Genomic DNA, 15,736 nt, shown 5'->3' on the forward strand with positions numbered 1-15,736 from the left:
CCGCCAAGCACGGTGGGCGGGTGCTGCGCTTCGAGGAGATCGACCAGGCCTTGCTGCAGGAAGCGGCGGGCATGCAGCACGGTGACATGCACGGCGAAGGGTGATCCTGGACATCTGTCGCCGCATTGACGCCAGCAAGTCGCTGATGCGTTGCGATGAGGCTGCCGATCTTCAGTGCCCAGCGCAGATCGCGAGCGGGGTAGCGCCGACGCGAGGTCTGGCCTCGTTTCGATGACGAACGCCGGCGACCGCCCAGCGCCCGGTGGCGATGCCTGGCGAGGCCGCGCAAGGCGCCGGCATCGGCGAGCTTCTCGAGTGCGGCGGGGGCCAGGCGAGCCTTCGGGGCGGGTTCTTCGCTATCGTCGAACGGGCCTTGCAGGCGGCTCGCCTCGATGGCCCGAGCATTGGCCTCGCGCAGGCCACGGATCAGCTGCAGCCGATCGCCGGCTGGGCCTCGCGGGTCGTCTCCAGCTGAGTCCCAGTAGCGGCACGCCATGGAGCTCGAGGCGATCTACGAGACGCCGCTGGCCCTGGCGGCCGGGGTGGATTTCGCCATGCCGCGTACCGAAACGCTCGACCGCGCGCTGAAGTTCATCGACACGGCCAACCGCGCCCGACCCGATGCGGCGTCGGCGTGAGTGGCGCCGGGAAAAACATCAGAGCACGGTCTATGCTGTCGCTTGTATCATTCCTCCGGTTATAAGCACGACCGCCAGTCAGCGGTGCCTTTGCCTTCGAGGGGTATCTATGAAGCTTCAGCAACTGCGCTACATCTGGGAAGTGGCGCACCATGACCTCAACGTCTCGGCAACGGCACAAAGCCTGTTCACCTCGCAGCCCGGAATCAGCAAGCAAATCCGGCTGCTGGAGGACGAGCTGGGCGTCGAAGTGTTCGCCCGCAGTGGCAAGCACCTCACCCGCGTGACGCCCGCCGGCGAACGGATCATCACCACGGCGGGGGAGATCCTGCGCAAGTGCGAGAGCATCAAGCAGATCGCGCAGGAGTTCTCCAACGAGAAGAAGGGCACGCTGAGCATCGCCACCACCCATACCCAGGCGCGCTATGCGCTGCCCAAGGTGATCAGCACCTTCATCAAGCAGTACCCCGACGTGTCCCTGCACATGCACCAGGGGACGCCCACGCAGATCGCCGAGATGGCCGCCGACGGCACCGTGGACTTCGCCATCGCCACCGAGGGCCTGGAGCTGTTCGGCGACCTGGTGATGATGCCTTGCTATCGCTGGAACCGTTGCGTGATCGTCCCGCAGGGTCACCCCCTGGCGAAGCTCGACAAGCTGACCCTCGAGGCGCTGGTCGAGCATCCGATCGTGACCTATGTGTTCGGTTTCACCGGGCGTTCGAAGCTGGACGAGGCGTTCGGCCATCGCGGCCTGTCGCCCAAGGTGGTGTTCACCGCGGCCGACGCCGACGTGATCAAGACCTATGTGCGTCTCGGGCTGGGGGTGGGCATCGTCGCGCGGATGGCGGTCGACCCGCAGCAGGACGCCGACCTGGTGGTGCTCGATGCGAGCGAGCTGTTCGAATCCAGCATCACCAAGATAGGTTTCCGGCGTGGCACCTTCCTGCGTGGCTTCATGTGCGATTTCATCCAGCAGTTCGCGCCGCATCTGGACCGCAAGATGCTGGACAAGGCCATCCAGTGCCGGAACAAGGCGGAGCTGGACGAGCTCTTCGAGCACGTCCAGCTGCCGACCTACTGAACCGCGCGGCGGGCGGTCAGCTCCTGGCGATCAGGTTGCCGGCGTGCAGGCCGCATTCCTTGTGGGTGGCTTCCTCCCACCACCAGCGACCTTCGCGCTCGTGCTGGTTGGGCAGTACCGGCCGGGTGCAGGGCTCGCAGCCGATACTGATGAAACCGCGCTCGTGCAGCGGGTTGTAGGGCACCTCCAGCATGCGGATGTAGCCCCAGACTTCCTCGCTGGTCATCTGCGCCAGCGGGTTGAACTTGTACAGCGTGCGTTCGGCGGTGGAGAAGGCGCCATCGACCTCCAGTACCGCGACTTGGCTGCGCGTCCCCGGGCTCTGGTCGCGGCGCTGGCCGGTGGCCCAGGCGCGCACGCCGGCGAGCTTGCGCCGCAGCGGTTCGATCTTGCGGATGCCGCAACACTCGCCATGGCCGTCGCGGTAGAAGCTGAACAGGCCCTTCTCGTTGACCAGTGGCTGCAGCAGCGCAGGGTCCGGCGTCATGATCTCGATGGCGATGCCGTAGTGCTCGCGGACCTGCTCGATGAAGCGATAGGTCTCGCTGTGCAGGCGGCCGGTGTCCAGGCTGAAGACGCGCACATTCTTGTTCAGCTTCCAGGCCATGTCGACCAGCACGACATCCTCGGCGCCGCTGAAGGAGATCCACAGATCGTCGCCGAACAGGTCGAAGGCGAGCTTGAGAACGTCCTGCGGCGACTTGCTGGCGTAGCGCTCGGCCAGAGCGGCTACGTCGATGGGGTTGGAACTCATCAGGCGGCTTTCCTCGATTGGGTGGCGCTCGGGCGCTCTGGGCGAGGGATGGTAGCAAAGCGCGGTTATGCTTCTAAATAACCTTTGGCGCTCCGTACCCTGAATCTTGGATATAAGCGGCGCGTTGCTTCGCCGCGCCGGTCTCGCTAGAGTGCCGCCTTCCATTTTTTCTGCTTGAGGAGTGTCCCGTGGAAATAGCCTGTCTCGACCTGGAAGGTGTACTGGTTCCGGAAATCTGGATCGCCTTCGCCGAGGCCACCGGGATCGAGTCGCTCCGGGCGACCACGCGCGACATCCCGGACTACGACGTGCTGATGAAGCAGCGCCTGCGCATCCTCGACGAGCACGGCCTGAAGCTGTCGGACATCCAGCAGGTGATCGGCACCCTCAAGCCGCTCGACGGCGCGGTGGAGTTCGTCGACTGGCTGCGCGAGCGCTTCCAGGTGGTGATCCTCTCCGACACCTTCTACGAATTCTCCCAGCCGCTGATGCGCCAGCTCGGCTTCCCGACGCTGCTCTGCCACCGCCTGATCACCGACGAGACCGATCGCGTGGTGGATTACCAGCTGCGCCAGAAGGACCCCAAGCGCCAGTCGGTGATCGCGCTGAAGAGCCTGTACTACCGGGTGATCGCCGCCGGTGATTCGTACAACGACACCACCATGCTCGCCGAGGCCCATGCCGGCATCCTGTTCCATGCGCCGGACAACGTGATCCGCGAGTTCCCGCAGTTCCCTGCGGTGCACAGCTACGAAGACCTCAAGGACGAATTCCTCAAGGCCTCGAACCGCAAGCTGTCGCGCTGAGACAGGCGGGTCATGAAAAACGGCGCCCTCGGGCGCCGTTTTCTTTGCGCGTATCAGTCGCGCAACGTCGCTTCCAGCGTGCGCAGGAGCACGCCGACCTTGTCTTGCGACTCCTGGTATTCGGCCTGCCAGGTGGAGTCGGCGACGATGCCGCCGCCGCCCCAGCAATAGGCGCGGTCGTTGTTGAACAACAGCGTGCGGATGGCGATCGAGCTGTCCATCTCGCCGCGCACATCCAGATAGAGCAGCGAGCCGCAGTAGACCGAGCGGCGGCTGGGCTCCAGTTCGTCGATGATTTGCATCGCGCGGATCTTCGGCGCACCGGTGATAGAGCCGCCGGGAAAGCTGCCGGCCAGCAGGTCCAGCGCGTCCTTGCCCTCGGCCAGCTCGCCGCGCACGGCGCTGACCAGGTGATGGACGTTCGGGTAGCTCTCCAGGGCGAAGAGTTCGGGGACTTCGACGCTGCCGACGCGGCAGCTGCGGCCCAAGTCGTTGCGCAGCAGGTCGACGATCATCAGGTTCTCGGCGCGGTCCTTCTCGCTGCCTAGCAGTTCGGCGGCGGCAGCGGCATCGGCTGCGGGCTCCGGCATGCGTCGGCGGGTGCCCTTGATCGGGCGGGTCTCGACCTGCCTGGCCGAGACGTGAAGGAAACGCTCGGGTGACAGGCTCGCGACCGCGCCGTCCGGCAGCGCGACGAAGCCGGCGAACGGGGTGGGGCAAGCCTTGCGCAAGGCCCGATAGGCCGCCCAGGGGTCGCCCCGGTAGGCGGCCGTGAAGCGCTGCGCAAAGTTGACCTGGTAGCAGTCGCCGGCGCGGATATAGGCCTGGATACGTTCGATCGCGGCCTGGTATTGCGCGGCCGACAGGTCCGCGGCGAATGCCTCGCCGAGCTCGAACCCCAGCTGCGGGGCAGCCGCGGCGCCCTCGAACAGGCGGATCAGCCGCGCCCGCTCGGCGGCTGCCAGCGTCGGGTGGAAGACCAACTGGGACGTGCGGGCCTGGTGGTCGGTGATCAGCGCCCAGGCGTACAGGCCGAAGCGCGAGTCGCTGGCACCGATGTCGTCCACGGCCTGCTCCGGCAGGGCTTCCAGGCGTCGGCCGAAATCGTAGGCGAGCAGGCCGATCAGGCCGCCGGCGAAGGGCAGTTCGAGCCCGGCCGGCAGCTGCGCCGGGCCAAGGCTGGCCAGCGCCGCGCGCAGCCTGGCGAAGAAGGCGTATCCGTCTTCGCCGGTCTGCGGTTGCAGGATCTGCAGCGGCCAGGCGCTGAACAGGTCATGACGGCCACGCTGCGCCTCGGGGCGCCCCGAGTCGAGCAGCACGGCGCCGGGCGCGTTGCGGATCAGCCCGAAGCGGTCGCCGGGGTCGGCCTGGTAGGGTAGCGGATGGAGTGTGCAGAGGGTCATGGATCGGCTGCGGCCCGGGCCCGCGGGCCCGGCTGCGTTCATTCGTGTGGCTGGACGTGGCCGAACAGCTCCTGCGAGAAACGCACGCGTTCTTCGGCGGTCTCCTGGATGCCTTTTGCCTTGAGCTCGGCGACCCGCGTCTCGACGGCCTGTGCCCGGTGGGTCAGCCCGCAGTCGTTGGCGATCTGAATGTTCAGGCCGGGGCGGGCGTTGAGCTCGAGGATCAGCGGGCCCTTGTCGACGTCGAGGACCATGTCCACGCCGATGTAGCCCAGCCCGCACAGCTCGTAGCAACCGGCGGCCAGCTTCATGAAGCCATCCCAGTTGGGCAACTGCACGCCGTCCACCGCGTTGGTGGTGTCCGGATGCTTGGTGATCTTGTTGTTCAGCCAGGTGCCGCGCAGGGTGATGCCGGTGGCCAGGTCGACGCCGACACCGATGGCGCCCTGGTGCAGGTTGGCCTTGCCGCCGGACTGCCGGGTCGGCAGGCGCAGCATGGCCATCACCGGGTAGCCCAGCAGCACGATGATGCGGATGTCCGGCACGCCTTCGTAGCTGATGCTCTTGAAGATCGGGTCGGGCGTGACGCGGTACTCGATCAGCGCACGGTCGCGATGCCCACCGAGCGAGTAGAGCCCGGTGAGGATGTTGGAGATCTGATGCTCGATCTCCTCGTGGGACAGGATCTTGCCGGACACCGTCTTGTAGCGGCCCTCGAAACGATCGGCGATGACCAGGATGCCGTCGCCGCCGGCACCCTGGGCCGGCTTGATGACGAAATCGGTGTGGTCCTTGACGATGTCCTTGAGCTTGTCGATGTCCTTCTCGGTCTCGATGATCCCGTACATCTCCGGCACATGGATGCCGGCCTCGATGGCGCGCTGCTTGGTGATGATCTTGTCGTCGACGATCGGGTACAGGCTGCGCTTGTTGTACTTGAGCACGTAGTCCGCGTTGCGGCGGTTGATGCCCATGATGCCCTTGGCTTCCAGGGCCTTCCACGTCTTGATCAGACCGAACATGGGCTCAATCCTTCAGGAAGGCTTTGAAACGGAACAGCTCGGTCAGGCGATAGCCGCGATAGCGACCCATCGCCAGCATGAAGCCCACCATGATCAGCAGCACCGCAGGGAAGGTGAAGATGAAGTAGGTTAGCGCCTGGATGTTCATCAGCATGAAGGCCAGGCTCGCGGCGATCAGCGTGCCGACCGCGACCTTGAAGGCATGGCCGCCGCCACGTTCTTCCCAGGTGATCGACAGGCGTTCGATGGTCATGGTCAGGATCACCATCGGGAACAGGGAGACCGACAGTCCACGCTCCAGGCCGAGCTTGTGGCTCAGGAGGCTGATTACCGCGATCAGCACCACGACGAAGGTCAACACCACCGACAGGCGCGGCAGCATCTGCAGCTTCAGATGCTCGAGGTACGAGCGCAGCGACAGGCCCAGCGCGGTGATCAGGGTGAACAGGATGATGCCGAAACCGATCTGGGTCTCGCGGAAGGCCAGGGCGATCAGTACCGGGGTAAAGGTGCCGAGGGTCTGCAGGCCGCCAAGGTTGCGCAGGATGAGGATCACCAGCACGCCGATCGGGATCATGATCATGATCTGGTAGGTCTGCTGGGTCTGCAGCGGCAGGCCGTAGAGCGAATACTCGAGGAAGTCGGCGTCGGTGTTCTCGTCGGTCAGCTTGGCCAGGCGGATGGCATTCATCTCGCTGTTGTTCAGCGTGAAGGTGATCTGCGGGCTGCGGCCACCCTCGAGGTTCATCAGCGGGTCGTTGCCGGTCCACCAGACCAGGCGGTCCTTGGGCAGGCCCTGCTCGCCGGTCTCCGGGTTGAAGTACAGCCAGCGGTCGCCGTTGAAGCTGCGCAGCCAGAGCTCGGGGCTCTGCGGATCGTCGCTCAGGCGGATGGTGTGCACGCGCTCCATCGGCACGTGGGCGATGGACAGCAGCAGCTCGATGACACCGGCCTTGTTCGCCGTGCTGGCGTCGCCGCCGAGCAGCAGCTTGACGTTGTCGTCCTCGACATTGTTTACCCGCTTGATGGCTTCGCTGATGAAGGTCTCGACGTCCGCCGAGTGCTGGCGGATCGGCGACAGTAGTGCCTCGGCGGCGATCTTCTCGGCGCCTTCGACCGGCAGGCTGTCACGGAAGATCGGCCCGTTGGCCTTGGCCTGCTCGCCGCTGTAGCGCTTGGTCAGCACCAGGCGGTAGTAGAGCGTCTGCTTGCCACTGGCGCGGCGCGCCGACCAGGTGACGCGGCGGTTGCCGTCGACACGGTTGACGCTGACACCGTAGTTGTTGGAGATGAAGCTCTCGTTGAGGCTGACGAACTCCTGGTTCAGCGGCGGCACGAACATCTGCAGCTTGACCGGCTCGCGCGCGCTGGCGATGAATTCGACCTTGGCGTCGATGTTCCACAGGTCGTCGGTTTCGTCCTCGGTGACCGGAATGCCGAGCACGAAGATCTGGTAGGCCGTGATCGAGACACCCAGGGCGACGAGCAGGAAGATCAGGACTTTCAGATGCAGGGTAAGTGAGCGCATGGGTATTACTCGTCAGCGTCGGATTCGTTGGTGCAGCCGGGCTTGCCGGCGATGTAGGTACGGCTTGGATCGACCAGCGCACCGAAGCGGGTGAGCGCGTCGGAGCCAATCAGAATCGGGTATTGGAAAGCGCTTCGGTCGGTGAGGTTCATTTCAATGCTGCGTTTGACCTTGCCCATGCACAGGTCGAGCTCGATCACCGGGCGTGCGGTGTAGGTCTTTTCTTCTTCCGGATCGAAGTCGCCGGCGCGGCGCTTGATCTTGCTCACCCGCACCAGCGGGCGCTCGATGGGGTGGCTATGCTCGGTGTCGAACGCCAGGTAGAAGCGCACCCAGGGTTCGCCGTTCTTCTTGAAGCGCTGAATATCGCGCGCGCTGAGCGAGGCGGTCTGCGCGCCGGTGTCGAGCTTGGCGGCGATCTCCAGGTCGAACTCGGGAATCGCGACTTTCTCGTTCAGGCCGTAGATGGCGCGCTCCGCCGCGTGGCCCGCAAGGGGCAGAACTGACAGGCAGAGCGATAGTAGAAGGGCGTGGGCTCTCATGGATCCGGATCCGCTGGTGCGAAGGTCTGGTGACGGGTCGGTGGCGCGTCCAGGCTGTGCCGAGCACCAAACCGGGTGCGGCCGCGAAGGGCAGGCATTCTAGCATGGCGGTTTGCGGCCGCGACATGGCTCGGGCATAACCCTGTGTGGGCTAAGACTTTAGTTATATTGTCGACAATTGGTCTCGCGTTGCGTTGACGGCTCGTTCGGCGAGGTCTATTTTTGCCTGACTTCAAGAGCGAGTGTCGACAATGATGCTGGATGCCCTACCAACTGCCGCCCTGCAGGATGCCGACAGCGGAACCCTGGCCGAGCACGTTTTCCGGCGTATCCAGGCGGCCATCGTCAAGGGGGAGATCGCGCCGGGTAGCAAGATCTCCGAGCCCGAGCTGGCGCGGACCTACGGCATCAGCCGCGGTCCGTTGCGCGAAGCGATCCACCGCCTTGAAGGGCAGAAGCTGCTGGTGCGCGTGCCGCATGTGGGCGCGCGCGTGGTTTCGCTGAGCCACGCCGAGCTGATCGAGCTCTACGAGATCCGCGAATCCCTCGAGGGCATGGCCTGCCGCCTGGCCGCCGAGCGCATGAGCGCACAGGAGATCGACGAACTGCGGCGCGTGCTCAGCACCCACGAGCGCGACGAGGCATTCCAGGCTGGCGTGGGCTACTACCAGCAGGAAGGCGACTTCGACTTCCACTACCGGATCATCCAGGGTAGCGGCAACCGGACCCTGGCCAAGCTGCTGTGCGACGAGCTCTATCAGCTGGTGCGCATGTACCGGATCCAGTTCTCGGCGACGCCGAACCGGCCGCACCAGGCCTTCGCCGAGCATCACCGCATTCTCGACGCCATCGCCGATGGCGACGGCGAACTGGCCGAACTGCTGATGCGTCGGCACATCGCGGCTTCCAAGCGCAACATCGAGCGCCACTACCAGGCGGCGCAAGAACAGAAGACACCATCCAAGAGGGGCAATGCATGACTCTTCCAACTGCCGGCCAACGCTTCCGTGACGCCGTGGCCAGTGAACATCCGCTGCAGGTCGTCGGCGCGATCAATGCCAACCATGCGCTGCTGGCCAAGCGCGCCGGCTTCAAGGCCATCTACCTCTCCGGCGGTGGTGTGGCGGCTGGCTCGCTGGGGCTGCCGGACCTGGGCATCACCGGCCTGGACGACGTGCTGACCGACGTACGCCGCATCACCGATGTCTGCGACCTGCCGCTGCTGGTCGATGTCGACACCGGCTTCGGCTCCTCGGCGTTCAACGTGGCGCGTACCGTCAAGTCGATGATCAAGTTCGGCGCCGCGGCGATCCACATCGAGGACCAGGTCGGCGCCAAGCGCTGCGGCCACCGCCCGAACAAGGAGATCGTCTCGCAGCAGGAGATGGTCGACCGCATCAAGGCCGCCGTCGACGCCCGCACCGACGACAGCTTCGTGATCATGGCGCGTACCGACGCGCTGGCCGTCGAAGGCCTGAACTCGGCGCTGGATCGCGCGGCTGCCTGCATCGAGGCCGGTGCCGACATGATCTTCCCCGAGGCGATCACCGAGCTGGCGATGTACAAGACCTTCGCCGATCGCGTGAAGGCGCCGATCCTGGCCAACATCACCGAGTTCGGTGCGACGCCGCTGTATACCACCGAGGAGCTGGCCAGCGTCGATGTCTCCCTGGTGCTCTATCCGCTGTCGGCCTTCCGCGCCATGAACAAGGCGGCCGAGAACGTCTACACCGCGCTGCGCCGCGACGGTACCCAGAAGAACGTGATCGATACCATGCAGACCCGCATGGAGCTCTACGATCGCATCAACTACCACGCCTTCGAGCAGCATCTGGACGCCCTGTTCGCCCAGAAGAAAGGCTGATCGCAACCCGCTGAGCAACATCCAGCAGATTCCGACAAGAAATCCAAGACGAGGAACGTAGCAATGGCAGAAGCAAAAGTACTCACCGGAGCAGGCCTGCGCGGACAGATCGCCGGCCAGACTTCTCTTTCCACCGTCGGCAAGGAAGGCGCCGGGCTGACCTACCGCGGCTATGACGTGCGCGACCTGGCCGAACACTGCCTGTTCGAGGAAGTCGCCTACCTGCTGCTGTACGGTGAGCTGCCGAACAAGGAGCAGCTGTCGGCCTACATGCAGAAGCTGCAGACCCAGCGCGACCTGCCACAGGCGCTGAAAGAGGTGCTGGAGCGTATCCCGGCCAGCGCCCACCCGATGGACGTGATGCGTACCGGCTGCTCGATGCTCGGCAACCTCGAGCCGGAGGAGAGCTTCGAGCAGCAGCGCGACAAGGCCGACCGCCTGCTCGGGGCATTCCCGGCGATCATGGTGTACTGGTACCGCTACAGCCACGAAGGCGTGCGCATCAACTGCACCAGCGACGAAGAAACCATCGGCGGCCACTTCCTGGCGCTGCTGCACGGCAAGAAGCCCAACGAAACCCACGTGCGGGTGATGAACGTCTCGCTGATCCTCTATGCAGAGCACGAGTTCAACGCCTCCACCTTTACCGCGCGCGTCTGCGCCTCGACCCTGTCGGATCTGTACTCCTGCGTGACCGGCGCCATCGGCTCGCTGCGCGGCCCGCTGCATGGCGGCGCCAACGAAGCGGCAATGGAGATGATCGAGCAGTGGAAGAGCCCGGAAGAAGCCCGCGAAGGCATCCTCGGCATGCTGGCGCGCAAGGACAAGATCATGGGCTTCGGCCATGCGATCTACTCGGTGTCCGACCCGCGCAACGAGGTGATCAAGGTGTGGGCCAAGAAGCTCGCCGAGGAAGTGGGCGACAACGTGCTCTACCCGGTCTCGGTGGCGGTCGACGAAACCATGTGGGAGCAGAAGAAGCTGTTCCCCAACGCCGACTTCTACCATGCGTCGGCCTACCACTTCATGGGCATCCCGACCAAGCTGTTCACCCCGATCTTCGTCTGCTCGCGGGTCACGGGCTGGACTGCCCATGTGTTCGAGCAGCGTGCCAACAACCGCATCATCCGCCCGAGCGCCGAGTATGTCGGCGTCGAGCAGCGCAAGGTGGTGCCGCTCGCTCAGCGTTGAGAGCAGGAAGGGGCGCCGACAGGCGTCCCTCCTCTAACTAGCGTCATTCCCGAAATTACCGATCGAGTCCCTACGGCATGAACACCGACTATCGCAAACACCTGCCAGGCACCCAGCTGGATTACTTCGACACCCGCGCGGCGGTCGAGGCCATCCAGCCTGGCGCCTACGACACCTTGCCCTACACCTCGCGCGTCCTGGCCGAGCAACTGGTGCGCCGCTGCGATCCGGCCATGCTGACCGACTCGCTCAAGCAGATCATCGAGCGCAAGCGTGATCTGGACTTCCCCTGGTATCCGGCCCGTGTGGTCTGCCACGACATCCTCGGCCAGACCGCACTGGTCGACCTGGCCGGACTGCGCGATGCGATCGCCGAGCAGGGCGGCGACCCCTCCAAGGTCAACCCGGTGGTGCCGACCCAACTGATCGTCGACCACTCGCTGGCCGTGGAGGCCCCGGGCTTCGACCCGGACGCCTTCGAGAAGAACCGCGCCATCGAAGACCGCCGCAACGAAGACCGTTTCCACTTCATCGAGTGGACCAAGACCGCGTTCAAGAACGTCGACGTGATCCCGGCCGGCAACGGCATCATGCACCAGATCAACCTGGAGAAGATGTCGCCGGTGATCCAGGCCCGCGGCGGCGTGGCCTTCCCGGACACCTGCGTGGGTACCGACTCGCACACCCCGCACGTCGATGCCCTCGGCGTGATCGCCATCGGCGTTGGCGGCCTGGAAGCCGAGACCGTGATGCTCGGCCATCCGTCGATGATGCGCCTGCCCGACATCGTCGGCGTCAAGCTTACCGGCAAGCGTCAGCCGGGCATCACCGCCACCGACATCGTGCTGGCGCTGACCGAGTTCCTGCGCAAGGAGCGCGTGGTGGGTGCCTACGTCGAGTTCTTCGGCGAGGGCGCCGACAGCCTGTCGATCGGCGACCGTGCCACCATCTCCAACATGTGCCCGGAGTACGGCGCCACCGCGGCGATGTTCTACATCGACCAGCAGACCATCGACTACCTCAAGCTGACCGGCCGCGAGCCGGAGCAGGTGGCGCTGGTCGAGCAGTACGCCAAGGAAACCGGCCTGTGGGCGACGGCCCTGGAAGGTGCCGAATACGAGCGCGTGCTCGAGTTCGACCTGTCCAGCGTGGTGCGCAACATGGCCGGCCCGTCCAACCCGCACAAGCGCCTGCCGACTTCCGCCCTGCACGAGCGCGGCATCGCCGACGAGGCCAAGCTGGCCGCGGCCCGTGCCGAGGAAGCCGAAGGCCTGCTGCCGGATGGCGCGGTGATCATCGCCGCCATCACCAGTTGCACCAACACCTCCAACCCGCGCAACGTGGTGGCTGCCGGCCTCCTGGCGAAGAAGGCCAACGTACTGGGCCTGGTGCGCAAGCCGTGGGTCAAGACCTCCTTCGCCCCGGGCTCCAAAGTGGCCAAGCTGTACCTGGAAGAAGCCGGCCTGCTCACCGAGCTGGAAAAGCTGGGCTTCGGCATCGTCGCCTACGCCTGCACCACCTGCAACGGCATGTCCGGTGCACTGGATCCGAAGATCCAGCAGGAAATCATCGACCGCGACCTATACGCCACGGCCGTATTGAGCGGTAACCGCAACTTCGACGGCCGTATCCACCCGTACGCCAAGCAGGCCTTCCTGGCTTCGCCTCCGCTGGTGGTCGCCTACGCCATTGCCGGTACCGTGCGCTTCGATATCGAGCAGGACGTGCTGGGCACCGACAGTCAAGGCAACCCGATCACCCTGAAGGACCTGTGGCCGTCCGACGAGGAAATCGACGCCATCGTCGCCGCCTCGGTGAAGCCCGAGCAGTTCAAGCAGATCTACATCCCGATGTTCGATCTGGGCACCGTGGAAGAGGCCAAGTCGCCGCTGTACGACTGGCGTCCGATGTCCACCTACATCCGCCGCCCGCCGTACTGGGAAGGCGCGCTGGCCGGCGAGCGTACCCTCAAGGGCATGCGCCCGCTGGCGATTCTGCCGGACAACATCACCACCGACCACCTGTCGCCGTCCAACGCCATCCTGGCGGACTCGGCTGCTGGTGAGTACCTGGCGAAGATGGGCCTGCCGGAGGAGGACTTCAACTCCTACGCCACCCACCGCGGCGACCACCTGACCGCCCAGCGCGCCACCTTCGCCAACCCGCAGCTGGTCAACGAAATGGCCGTGGTCGACGGCAAGGTGAAGAAGGGCTCGCTGGCCCGCGTCGAGCCGGAAGGCCAGGTCATGCGCATGTGGGAAGCCATCGAAACCTACATGAACCGCAAGCAGAACCTGATCATCGTCGCCGGTGCCGACTACGGCCAGGGCAGCTCGCGTGACTGGGCGGCCAAGGGCGTGCGCCTGGCCGGCGTGGAAGTGATCGTCGCCGAAGGCTTCGAGCGCATCCACCGCACCAACCTAGTGGGCATGGGCGTGCTGCCGGTCGAGTTCAAGCCGGGCACCACCCGCCTGACGCTGGGCCTCGACGGCACCGAGACCTACGACATCGAGGGCGCGCTGTCGCCGCGCTGCGACCTGACCCTGGTCATCCATCGCAAGAACGGCGAAGTGACCCGCGTGCCGGTGACCTGCCGTCTCGACACCGCCGCCGAAGTCAGCGTCTACCAGGCCGGTGGCGTGCTGCAGCGCTTCGCCAAGGACTTCCTCGGCCAGGCCTGATCGAGCCTGCCGGCCCGGTCCGCACGAGCCGGTCGGGCCGGCAGTCCGTGCATTTCCATTCCCGCGTCGCCGTCCGGCGGCGCGGTCTCATGAGGACGAGACTCCCATGGCTCAGCAACCCCAGATCAAGATTCCCGCCACCTACATGCGTGGCGGTACCAGCAAGGGCGTGTTCTTCCGTCTGCAGGACCTGCCCGAGCGCTGCCAGGTGCCGGGCGAGGCGCGCGACAGGCTGTTCATGCGCGTCATCGGCAGCCCCGACCCCTACGCCGCGCATATCGACGGAATGGGTGGCGCCACCTCGTCGACCTCAAAGTGCGTGATCCTGTCGAAGAGCAGCCAGCCGGGCCACGACGTCGACTACCTCTACGGCCAGGTCTCGATCGACAAGCCCTTCGTCGACTGGAGCGGCAACTGCGGCAATCTGTCGACCGCCGCCGGCGCCTTCGCCATCCACGCCGGGCTGGTCGATCCGGCGCGGATTCCCGAGAACGGCACCTGCGTGGTGCGCGTCTGGCAGGCCAATATCGGCAAGACTATCATCGCCCATGTGCCGGTCAGCGACGGGCAGGTGCAGGAAACCGGCGACTTCGAGCTGGACGGCGTGACCTTCCCGGCCGCGGAGATCGTGCTGGAATTCCTCGATCCCTCCGACGATGGCGAGGAGGGTGGTTCGATGTTCCCCACCGGCAACCTGGTCGACGACCTCGAGGTGCCTGGGGTCGGTACCTTCAAGGCGACCATGATCAGCGCCGGCATCCCCACGGTGTTCGTCAATGCCGAGGACATCGGTTACCAGGGCACCGAGCTGCGCGAGGATATCAACGGTGATCCGGCGCAACTGGCGCGTTTCGAGCAGATCCGCGTCGCCGGTGCGCTGCGCATGGGACTGATCAAGACGGCCGAGGAGGCCGCGACTCGCCAGCACACGCCGAAGATCGCCTTCGTCTCCAGGCCCAAGGACTACAAGGCCTCCAGTGGCAAGCAGATCGAAGCCGGCGAGGTGGACCTGCTGGTGCGTGCGCTGTCCATGGGCAAGCTGCACCACGCCATGATGGGCACCTGCGCGGTGGCCATCGGTACGGCCGCGGCCGTGCCCGGCACCCTGGTCAACCAGGCGGCCGGCGGCGGCGAGCGGGAGGCGGTGCGCTTCGGCCATCCCTCCGGCACGCTAAGGGTCGGGGCCGAGGCGAAGCTGGTCGACGGCGAGTGGACGGTCACCAAGGCGATCATGAGCCGCAGTGCGCGGATCCTGATGGAAGGCGTGGTGCGCGTGCCCGGCGACAGCTTCTGAGGGCGTCGCGACAGCAATCCAACAAAAAGTCCGCACGAAGCGGACTTTTTGTTGTCTAGCGAAGCGGCGATTATTTGAGCCGGCGCTCGACGCCTTTCTCGACCAGGATCTTCGCTGAAATCTCCTCCACCGAGAAATGGGTGGAATTGATGTAGGCGATGTTCTCCCGGCGGAACAGGTTCTCGACCTCGCGGACCTCGAACTCGCACTGGGCGAAGCTGGCGTAGCGGCTGTTGGGCTTGCGCTCGTTGCGGATCGCGGCGAGGCGGTCGGGGTCGATGGTCAGGCCGAACAGCTTGTCCTTGTACGCCTTGAGGGCGGTCGGCAGCTGCAGGCGTTCCATGTCGTCCTCGGTCAGCGGGTAATTGGCCGCGCGGATGCCATACTGCATGGCCATGTACAGGCAGGTCGGCGTCTTGCCGCAGCGGGAAACCCCGACCAGGATCAGGTCGGCCTTGTCGTAGTAGCGGGTGCGGGCGCCGTCATCGTTGTCGAGGGCGAAGTTGACCGCCTCGATGCGCTCCATGTAGTTGGTGTTGTGGCTGATGGAGTGGGATTTGCCAACGGAATAGGACGAACGCGACATGAGCTCGTGTTCGAGCGGAGCGAGGAACGACGAGAAGATGTCGATCATGAAGCCATTGGATTCGGCCAGAATGTCCCGGATTTCCTGGTTGACCAGCGTGTCGAAGATGATCGGCCGGGCGCCGTCCTTTTCCGCTGCATTATTGATTTGCTGTACCATTGCCCGCGCTTTTTCTGCGGTATCTATGTACGGGCGCGTGAGCTTGGTGAAGCTGATGTTCTCGAACTGCGCCAGCAGACTCTGGCCCAGGGTTTCTGCCGTGATACCGGTACCGTCGGAAATGAAGAAAGCGGTTCGTTTCATGTACCCAGGGCCTTAGTCAGGAACGGTTCTCAGCTGTATG

The 15,736-nt window shown here is 65.1% G+C and carries 14 protein-coding genes and 2 pseudogenes; 9 read left to right on the forward strand and 7 right to left on the reverse strand.

Annotated elements, in window-relative coordinates; genetic code table 11:
- Positions 1–104 (forward strand): annotated as a pseudogene (locus L3N39_RS09425) (nitrous oxide reductase accessory protein NosL); the annotation flags it as partial.
- A 133-nt stretch (positions 105–237) separates the two neighbouring features.
- Here L3N39_RS09425 and L3N39_RS18995 read toward each other — a convergent pair.
- Positions 238–436 (reverse strand): annotated as a pseudogene (locus L3N39_RS18995) (hypothetical protein); the annotation flags it as partial.
- A gap of 58 nt (positions 437–494) precedes the next feature.
- Here L3N39_RS18995 and L3N39_RS09435 point away from each other — a divergent pair.
- Together L3N39_RS09435 and cysB are read left to right on the forward strand one after the other, a co-directional pair.
- Positions 495–638, forward strand: a complete 144-nt coding sequence (locus tag L3N39_RS09435) for a hypothetical protein (RefSeq protein WP_237257084.1) — start codon at positions 495–497, stop codon at positions 636–638.
- 109 nt (positions 639–747) lie between these two features.
- Positions 748–1,722, forward strand: coding sequence for an HTH-type transcriptional regulator CysB (cysB, locus tag L3N39_RS09440; RefSeq protein WP_237257085.1), 975 nt, complete (start codon positions 748–750; stop codon positions 1,720–1,722).
- 16 nt (positions 1,723–1,738) lie between these two features.
- Here the strand turns inward: cysB and L3N39_RS09445 are convergent, their stop codons facing one another.
- On the reverse strand, positions 1,739–2,476 hold the full coding sequence (locus L3N39_RS09445; RefSeq protein ID WP_237257086.1) for a phosphoadenylyl-sulfate reductase: 738 nt from the start codon (positions 2,474–2,476) through the stop codon (positions 1,739–1,741).
- A gap of 188 nt (positions 2,477–2,664) precedes the next feature.
- On the opposite strand from L3N39_RS09445, the gene thrH reads away from it, so the two are divergent.
- On the forward strand, positions 2,665–3,282 hold the full coding sequence (gene thrH, locus L3N39_RS09450; RefSeq protein ID WP_237257087.1) for a bifunctional phosphoserine phosphatase/homoserine phosphotransferase ThrH: 618 nt from the start codon (positions 2,665–2,667) through the stop codon (positions 3,280–3,282).
- A 53-nt stretch (positions 3,283–3,335) separates the two neighbouring features.
- On the opposite strand, the gene pabB is transcribed toward thrH, so the two are convergent.
- From pabB to L3N39_RS09470, 4 genes are read right to left on the reverse strand one after another with little or no spacing between them, the layout of a single operon-like run.
- The gene (gene pabB, locus L3N39_RS09455; RefSeq protein ID WP_237257088.1) at positions 3,336–4,685 is read right to left on the reverse strand and encodes an aminodeoxychorismate synthase component I; all 1,350 of its coding nucleotides are present in this window, start codon (positions 4,683–4,685) and stop codon (positions 3,336–3,338) included.
- A 38-nt stretch (positions 4,686–4,723) separates the two neighbouring features.
- The gene (locus L3N39_RS09460) at positions 4,724–5,707 is read right to left on the reverse strand and encodes an alpha-L-glutamate ligase-like protein (protein ID WP_237257089.1); all 984 of its coding nucleotides are present in this window, start codon (positions 5,705–5,707) and stop codon (positions 4,724–4,726) included.
- A gap of 4 nt (positions 5,708–5,711) precedes the next feature.
- Positions 5,712–7,235 (reverse strand): osmotic stress tolerance membrane protein RloB, encoded by a 1,524-nt coding sequence (locus L3N39_RS09465; RefSeq protein WP_237257090.1) that lies wholly within the window; start codon positions 7,233–7,235, stop codon positions 5,712–5,714.
- A 5-nt stretch (positions 7,236–7,240) separates the two neighbouring features.
- Complete coding sequence (locus tag L3N39_RS09470; RefSeq protein WP_237257091.1) at positions 7,241–7,777, reverse strand: retropepsin-like aspartic peptidase RloA; 537 nt, start codon at positions 7,775–7,777, stop codon at positions 7,241–7,243.
- A 254-nt stretch (positions 7,778–8,031) separates the two neighbouring features.
- On the opposite strand from L3N39_RS09470, the gene L3N39_RS09475 reads away from it, so the two are divergent.
- The 5 genes from L3N39_RS09475 (at position 8,032) to prpF (ending at position 14,807) form a co-directional block, all read left to right on the forward strand.
- Positions 8,032–8,757: a GntR family transcriptional regulator gene (locus L3N39_RS09475; protein WP_237257414.1), complete on the forward strand. Its 726-nt coding sequence runs from the start codon at positions 8,032–8,034 to the stop codon at positions 8,755–8,757.
- The gene (gene prpB, locus L3N39_RS09480) at positions 8,754–9,641 is read left to right on the forward strand and encodes a methylisocitrate lyase (RefSeq protein ID WP_213150665.1); all 888 of its coding nucleotides are present in this window, start codon (positions 8,754–8,756) and stop codon (positions 9,639–9,641) included. The genes L3N39_RS09475 and prpB overlap by 4 nt, the downstream gene beginning before the upstream one ends.
- 63 nt (positions 9,642–9,704) lie before the next feature.
- Positions 9,705–10,832: a bifunctional 2-methylcitrate synthase/citrate synthase gene (gene prpC / locus L3N39_RS09485; RefSeq protein ID WP_237257092.1), complete on the forward strand. Its 1,128-nt coding sequence runs from the start codon at positions 9,705–9,707 to the stop codon at positions 10,830–10,832.
- A gap of 77 nt (positions 10,833–10,909) precedes the next feature.
- A complete protein-coding gene (gene acnD / locus L3N39_RS09490) occupies positions 10,910–13,513 on the forward strand; it encodes a Fe/S-dependent 2-methylisocitrate dehydratase AcnD (RefSeq protein WP_237257093.1) in 2,604 nt (867 codons plus the stop codon).
- A 106-nt stretch (positions 13,514–13,619) separates the two neighbouring features.
- Positions 13,620–14,807: a 2-methylaconitate cis-trans isomerase PrpF gene (prpF, locus tag L3N39_RS09495; protein ID WP_237257094.1), complete on the forward strand. Its 1,188-nt coding sequence runs from the start codon at positions 13,620–13,622 to the stop codon at positions 14,805–14,807.
- A 70-nt stretch (positions 14,808–14,877) separates the two neighbouring features.
- Here the strand turns inward: prpF and ppsR are convergent, their stop codons facing one another.
- Positions 14,878–15,696: a posphoenolpyruvate synthetase regulatory kinase/phosphorylase PpsR gene (gene ppsR / locus L3N39_RS09500; protein WP_237257095.1), complete on the reverse strand. Its 819-nt coding sequence runs from the start codon at positions 15,694–15,696 to the stop codon at positions 14,878–14,880.
- Positions 15,697–15,736: the final 40 nt, after the last annotated feature.

Source organism: Pseudomonas oligotrophica, assembly GCF_021726475.1.
Classification (GTDB): domain Bacteria; phylum Pseudomonadota; class Gammaproteobacteria; order Pseudomonadales; family Pseudomonadaceae; genus Stutzerimonas; species Stutzerimonas oligotrophica.

Bases quoted from the DNA above. Each gene is read 5' to 3' on its own strand.
- L3N39_RS09435 (WP_237257084.1), top strand. From the start codon at position 495: ATGGAGCTCGAGGCGATCTACGAGACGCCGCTGGCCCTGGCGGCCGGG.
- L3N39_RS09460 (WP_237257089.1), bottom strand. From the start codon at position 5,707: ATGTTCGGTCTGATCAAGACGTGGAAGGCCCTGGAAGCCAAGGGCATC.
- pabB (WP_237257088.1), bottom strand. From the start codon at position 4,685: ATGACCCTCTGCACACTCCATCCGCTACCCTACCAGGCCGACCCCGGC.
- prpF (WP_237257094.1), top strand. From the start codon at position 13,620: ATGGCTCAGCAACCCCAGATCAAGATTCCCGCCACCTACATGCGTGGC.
- L3N39_RS09470 (WP_237257091.1), bottom strand. From the start codon at position 7,777: ATGAGAGCCCACGCCCTTCTACTATCGCTCTGCCTGTCAGTTCTGCCC.
- cysB (WP_237257085.1), top strand. From the start codon at position 748: ATGAAGCTTCAGCAACTGCGCTACATCTGGGAAGTGGCGCACCATGAC.
- L3N39_RS09475 (WP_237257414.1), top strand. From the start codon at position 8,032: ATGCTGGATGCCCTACCAACTGCCGCCCTGCAGGATGCCGACAGCGGA.
- prpB (WP_213150665.1), top strand. From the start codon at position 8,754: ATGACTCTTCCAACTGCCGGCCAACGCTTCCGTGACGCCGTGGCCAGT.
- ppsR (WP_237257095.1), bottom strand. From the start codon at position 15,696: ATGAAACGAACCGCTTTCTTCATTTCCGACGGTACCGGTATCACGGCA.
- acnD (WP_237257093.1), top strand. From the start codon at position 10,910: ATGAACACCGACTATCGCAAACACCTGCCAGGCACCCAGCTGGATTAC.
- L3N39_RS09465 (WP_237257090.1), bottom strand. From the start codon at position 7,235: ATGCGCTCACTTACCCTGCATCTGAAAGTCCTGATCTTCCTGCTCGTC.
- prpC (WP_237257092.1), top strand. From the start codon at position 9,705: ATGGCAGAAGCAAAAGTACTCACCGGAGCAGGCCTGCGCGGACAGATC.
- L3N39_RS09445 (WP_237257086.1), bottom strand. From the start codon at position 2,476: ATGAGTTCCAACCCCATCGACGTAGCCGCTCTGGCCGAGCGCTACGCC.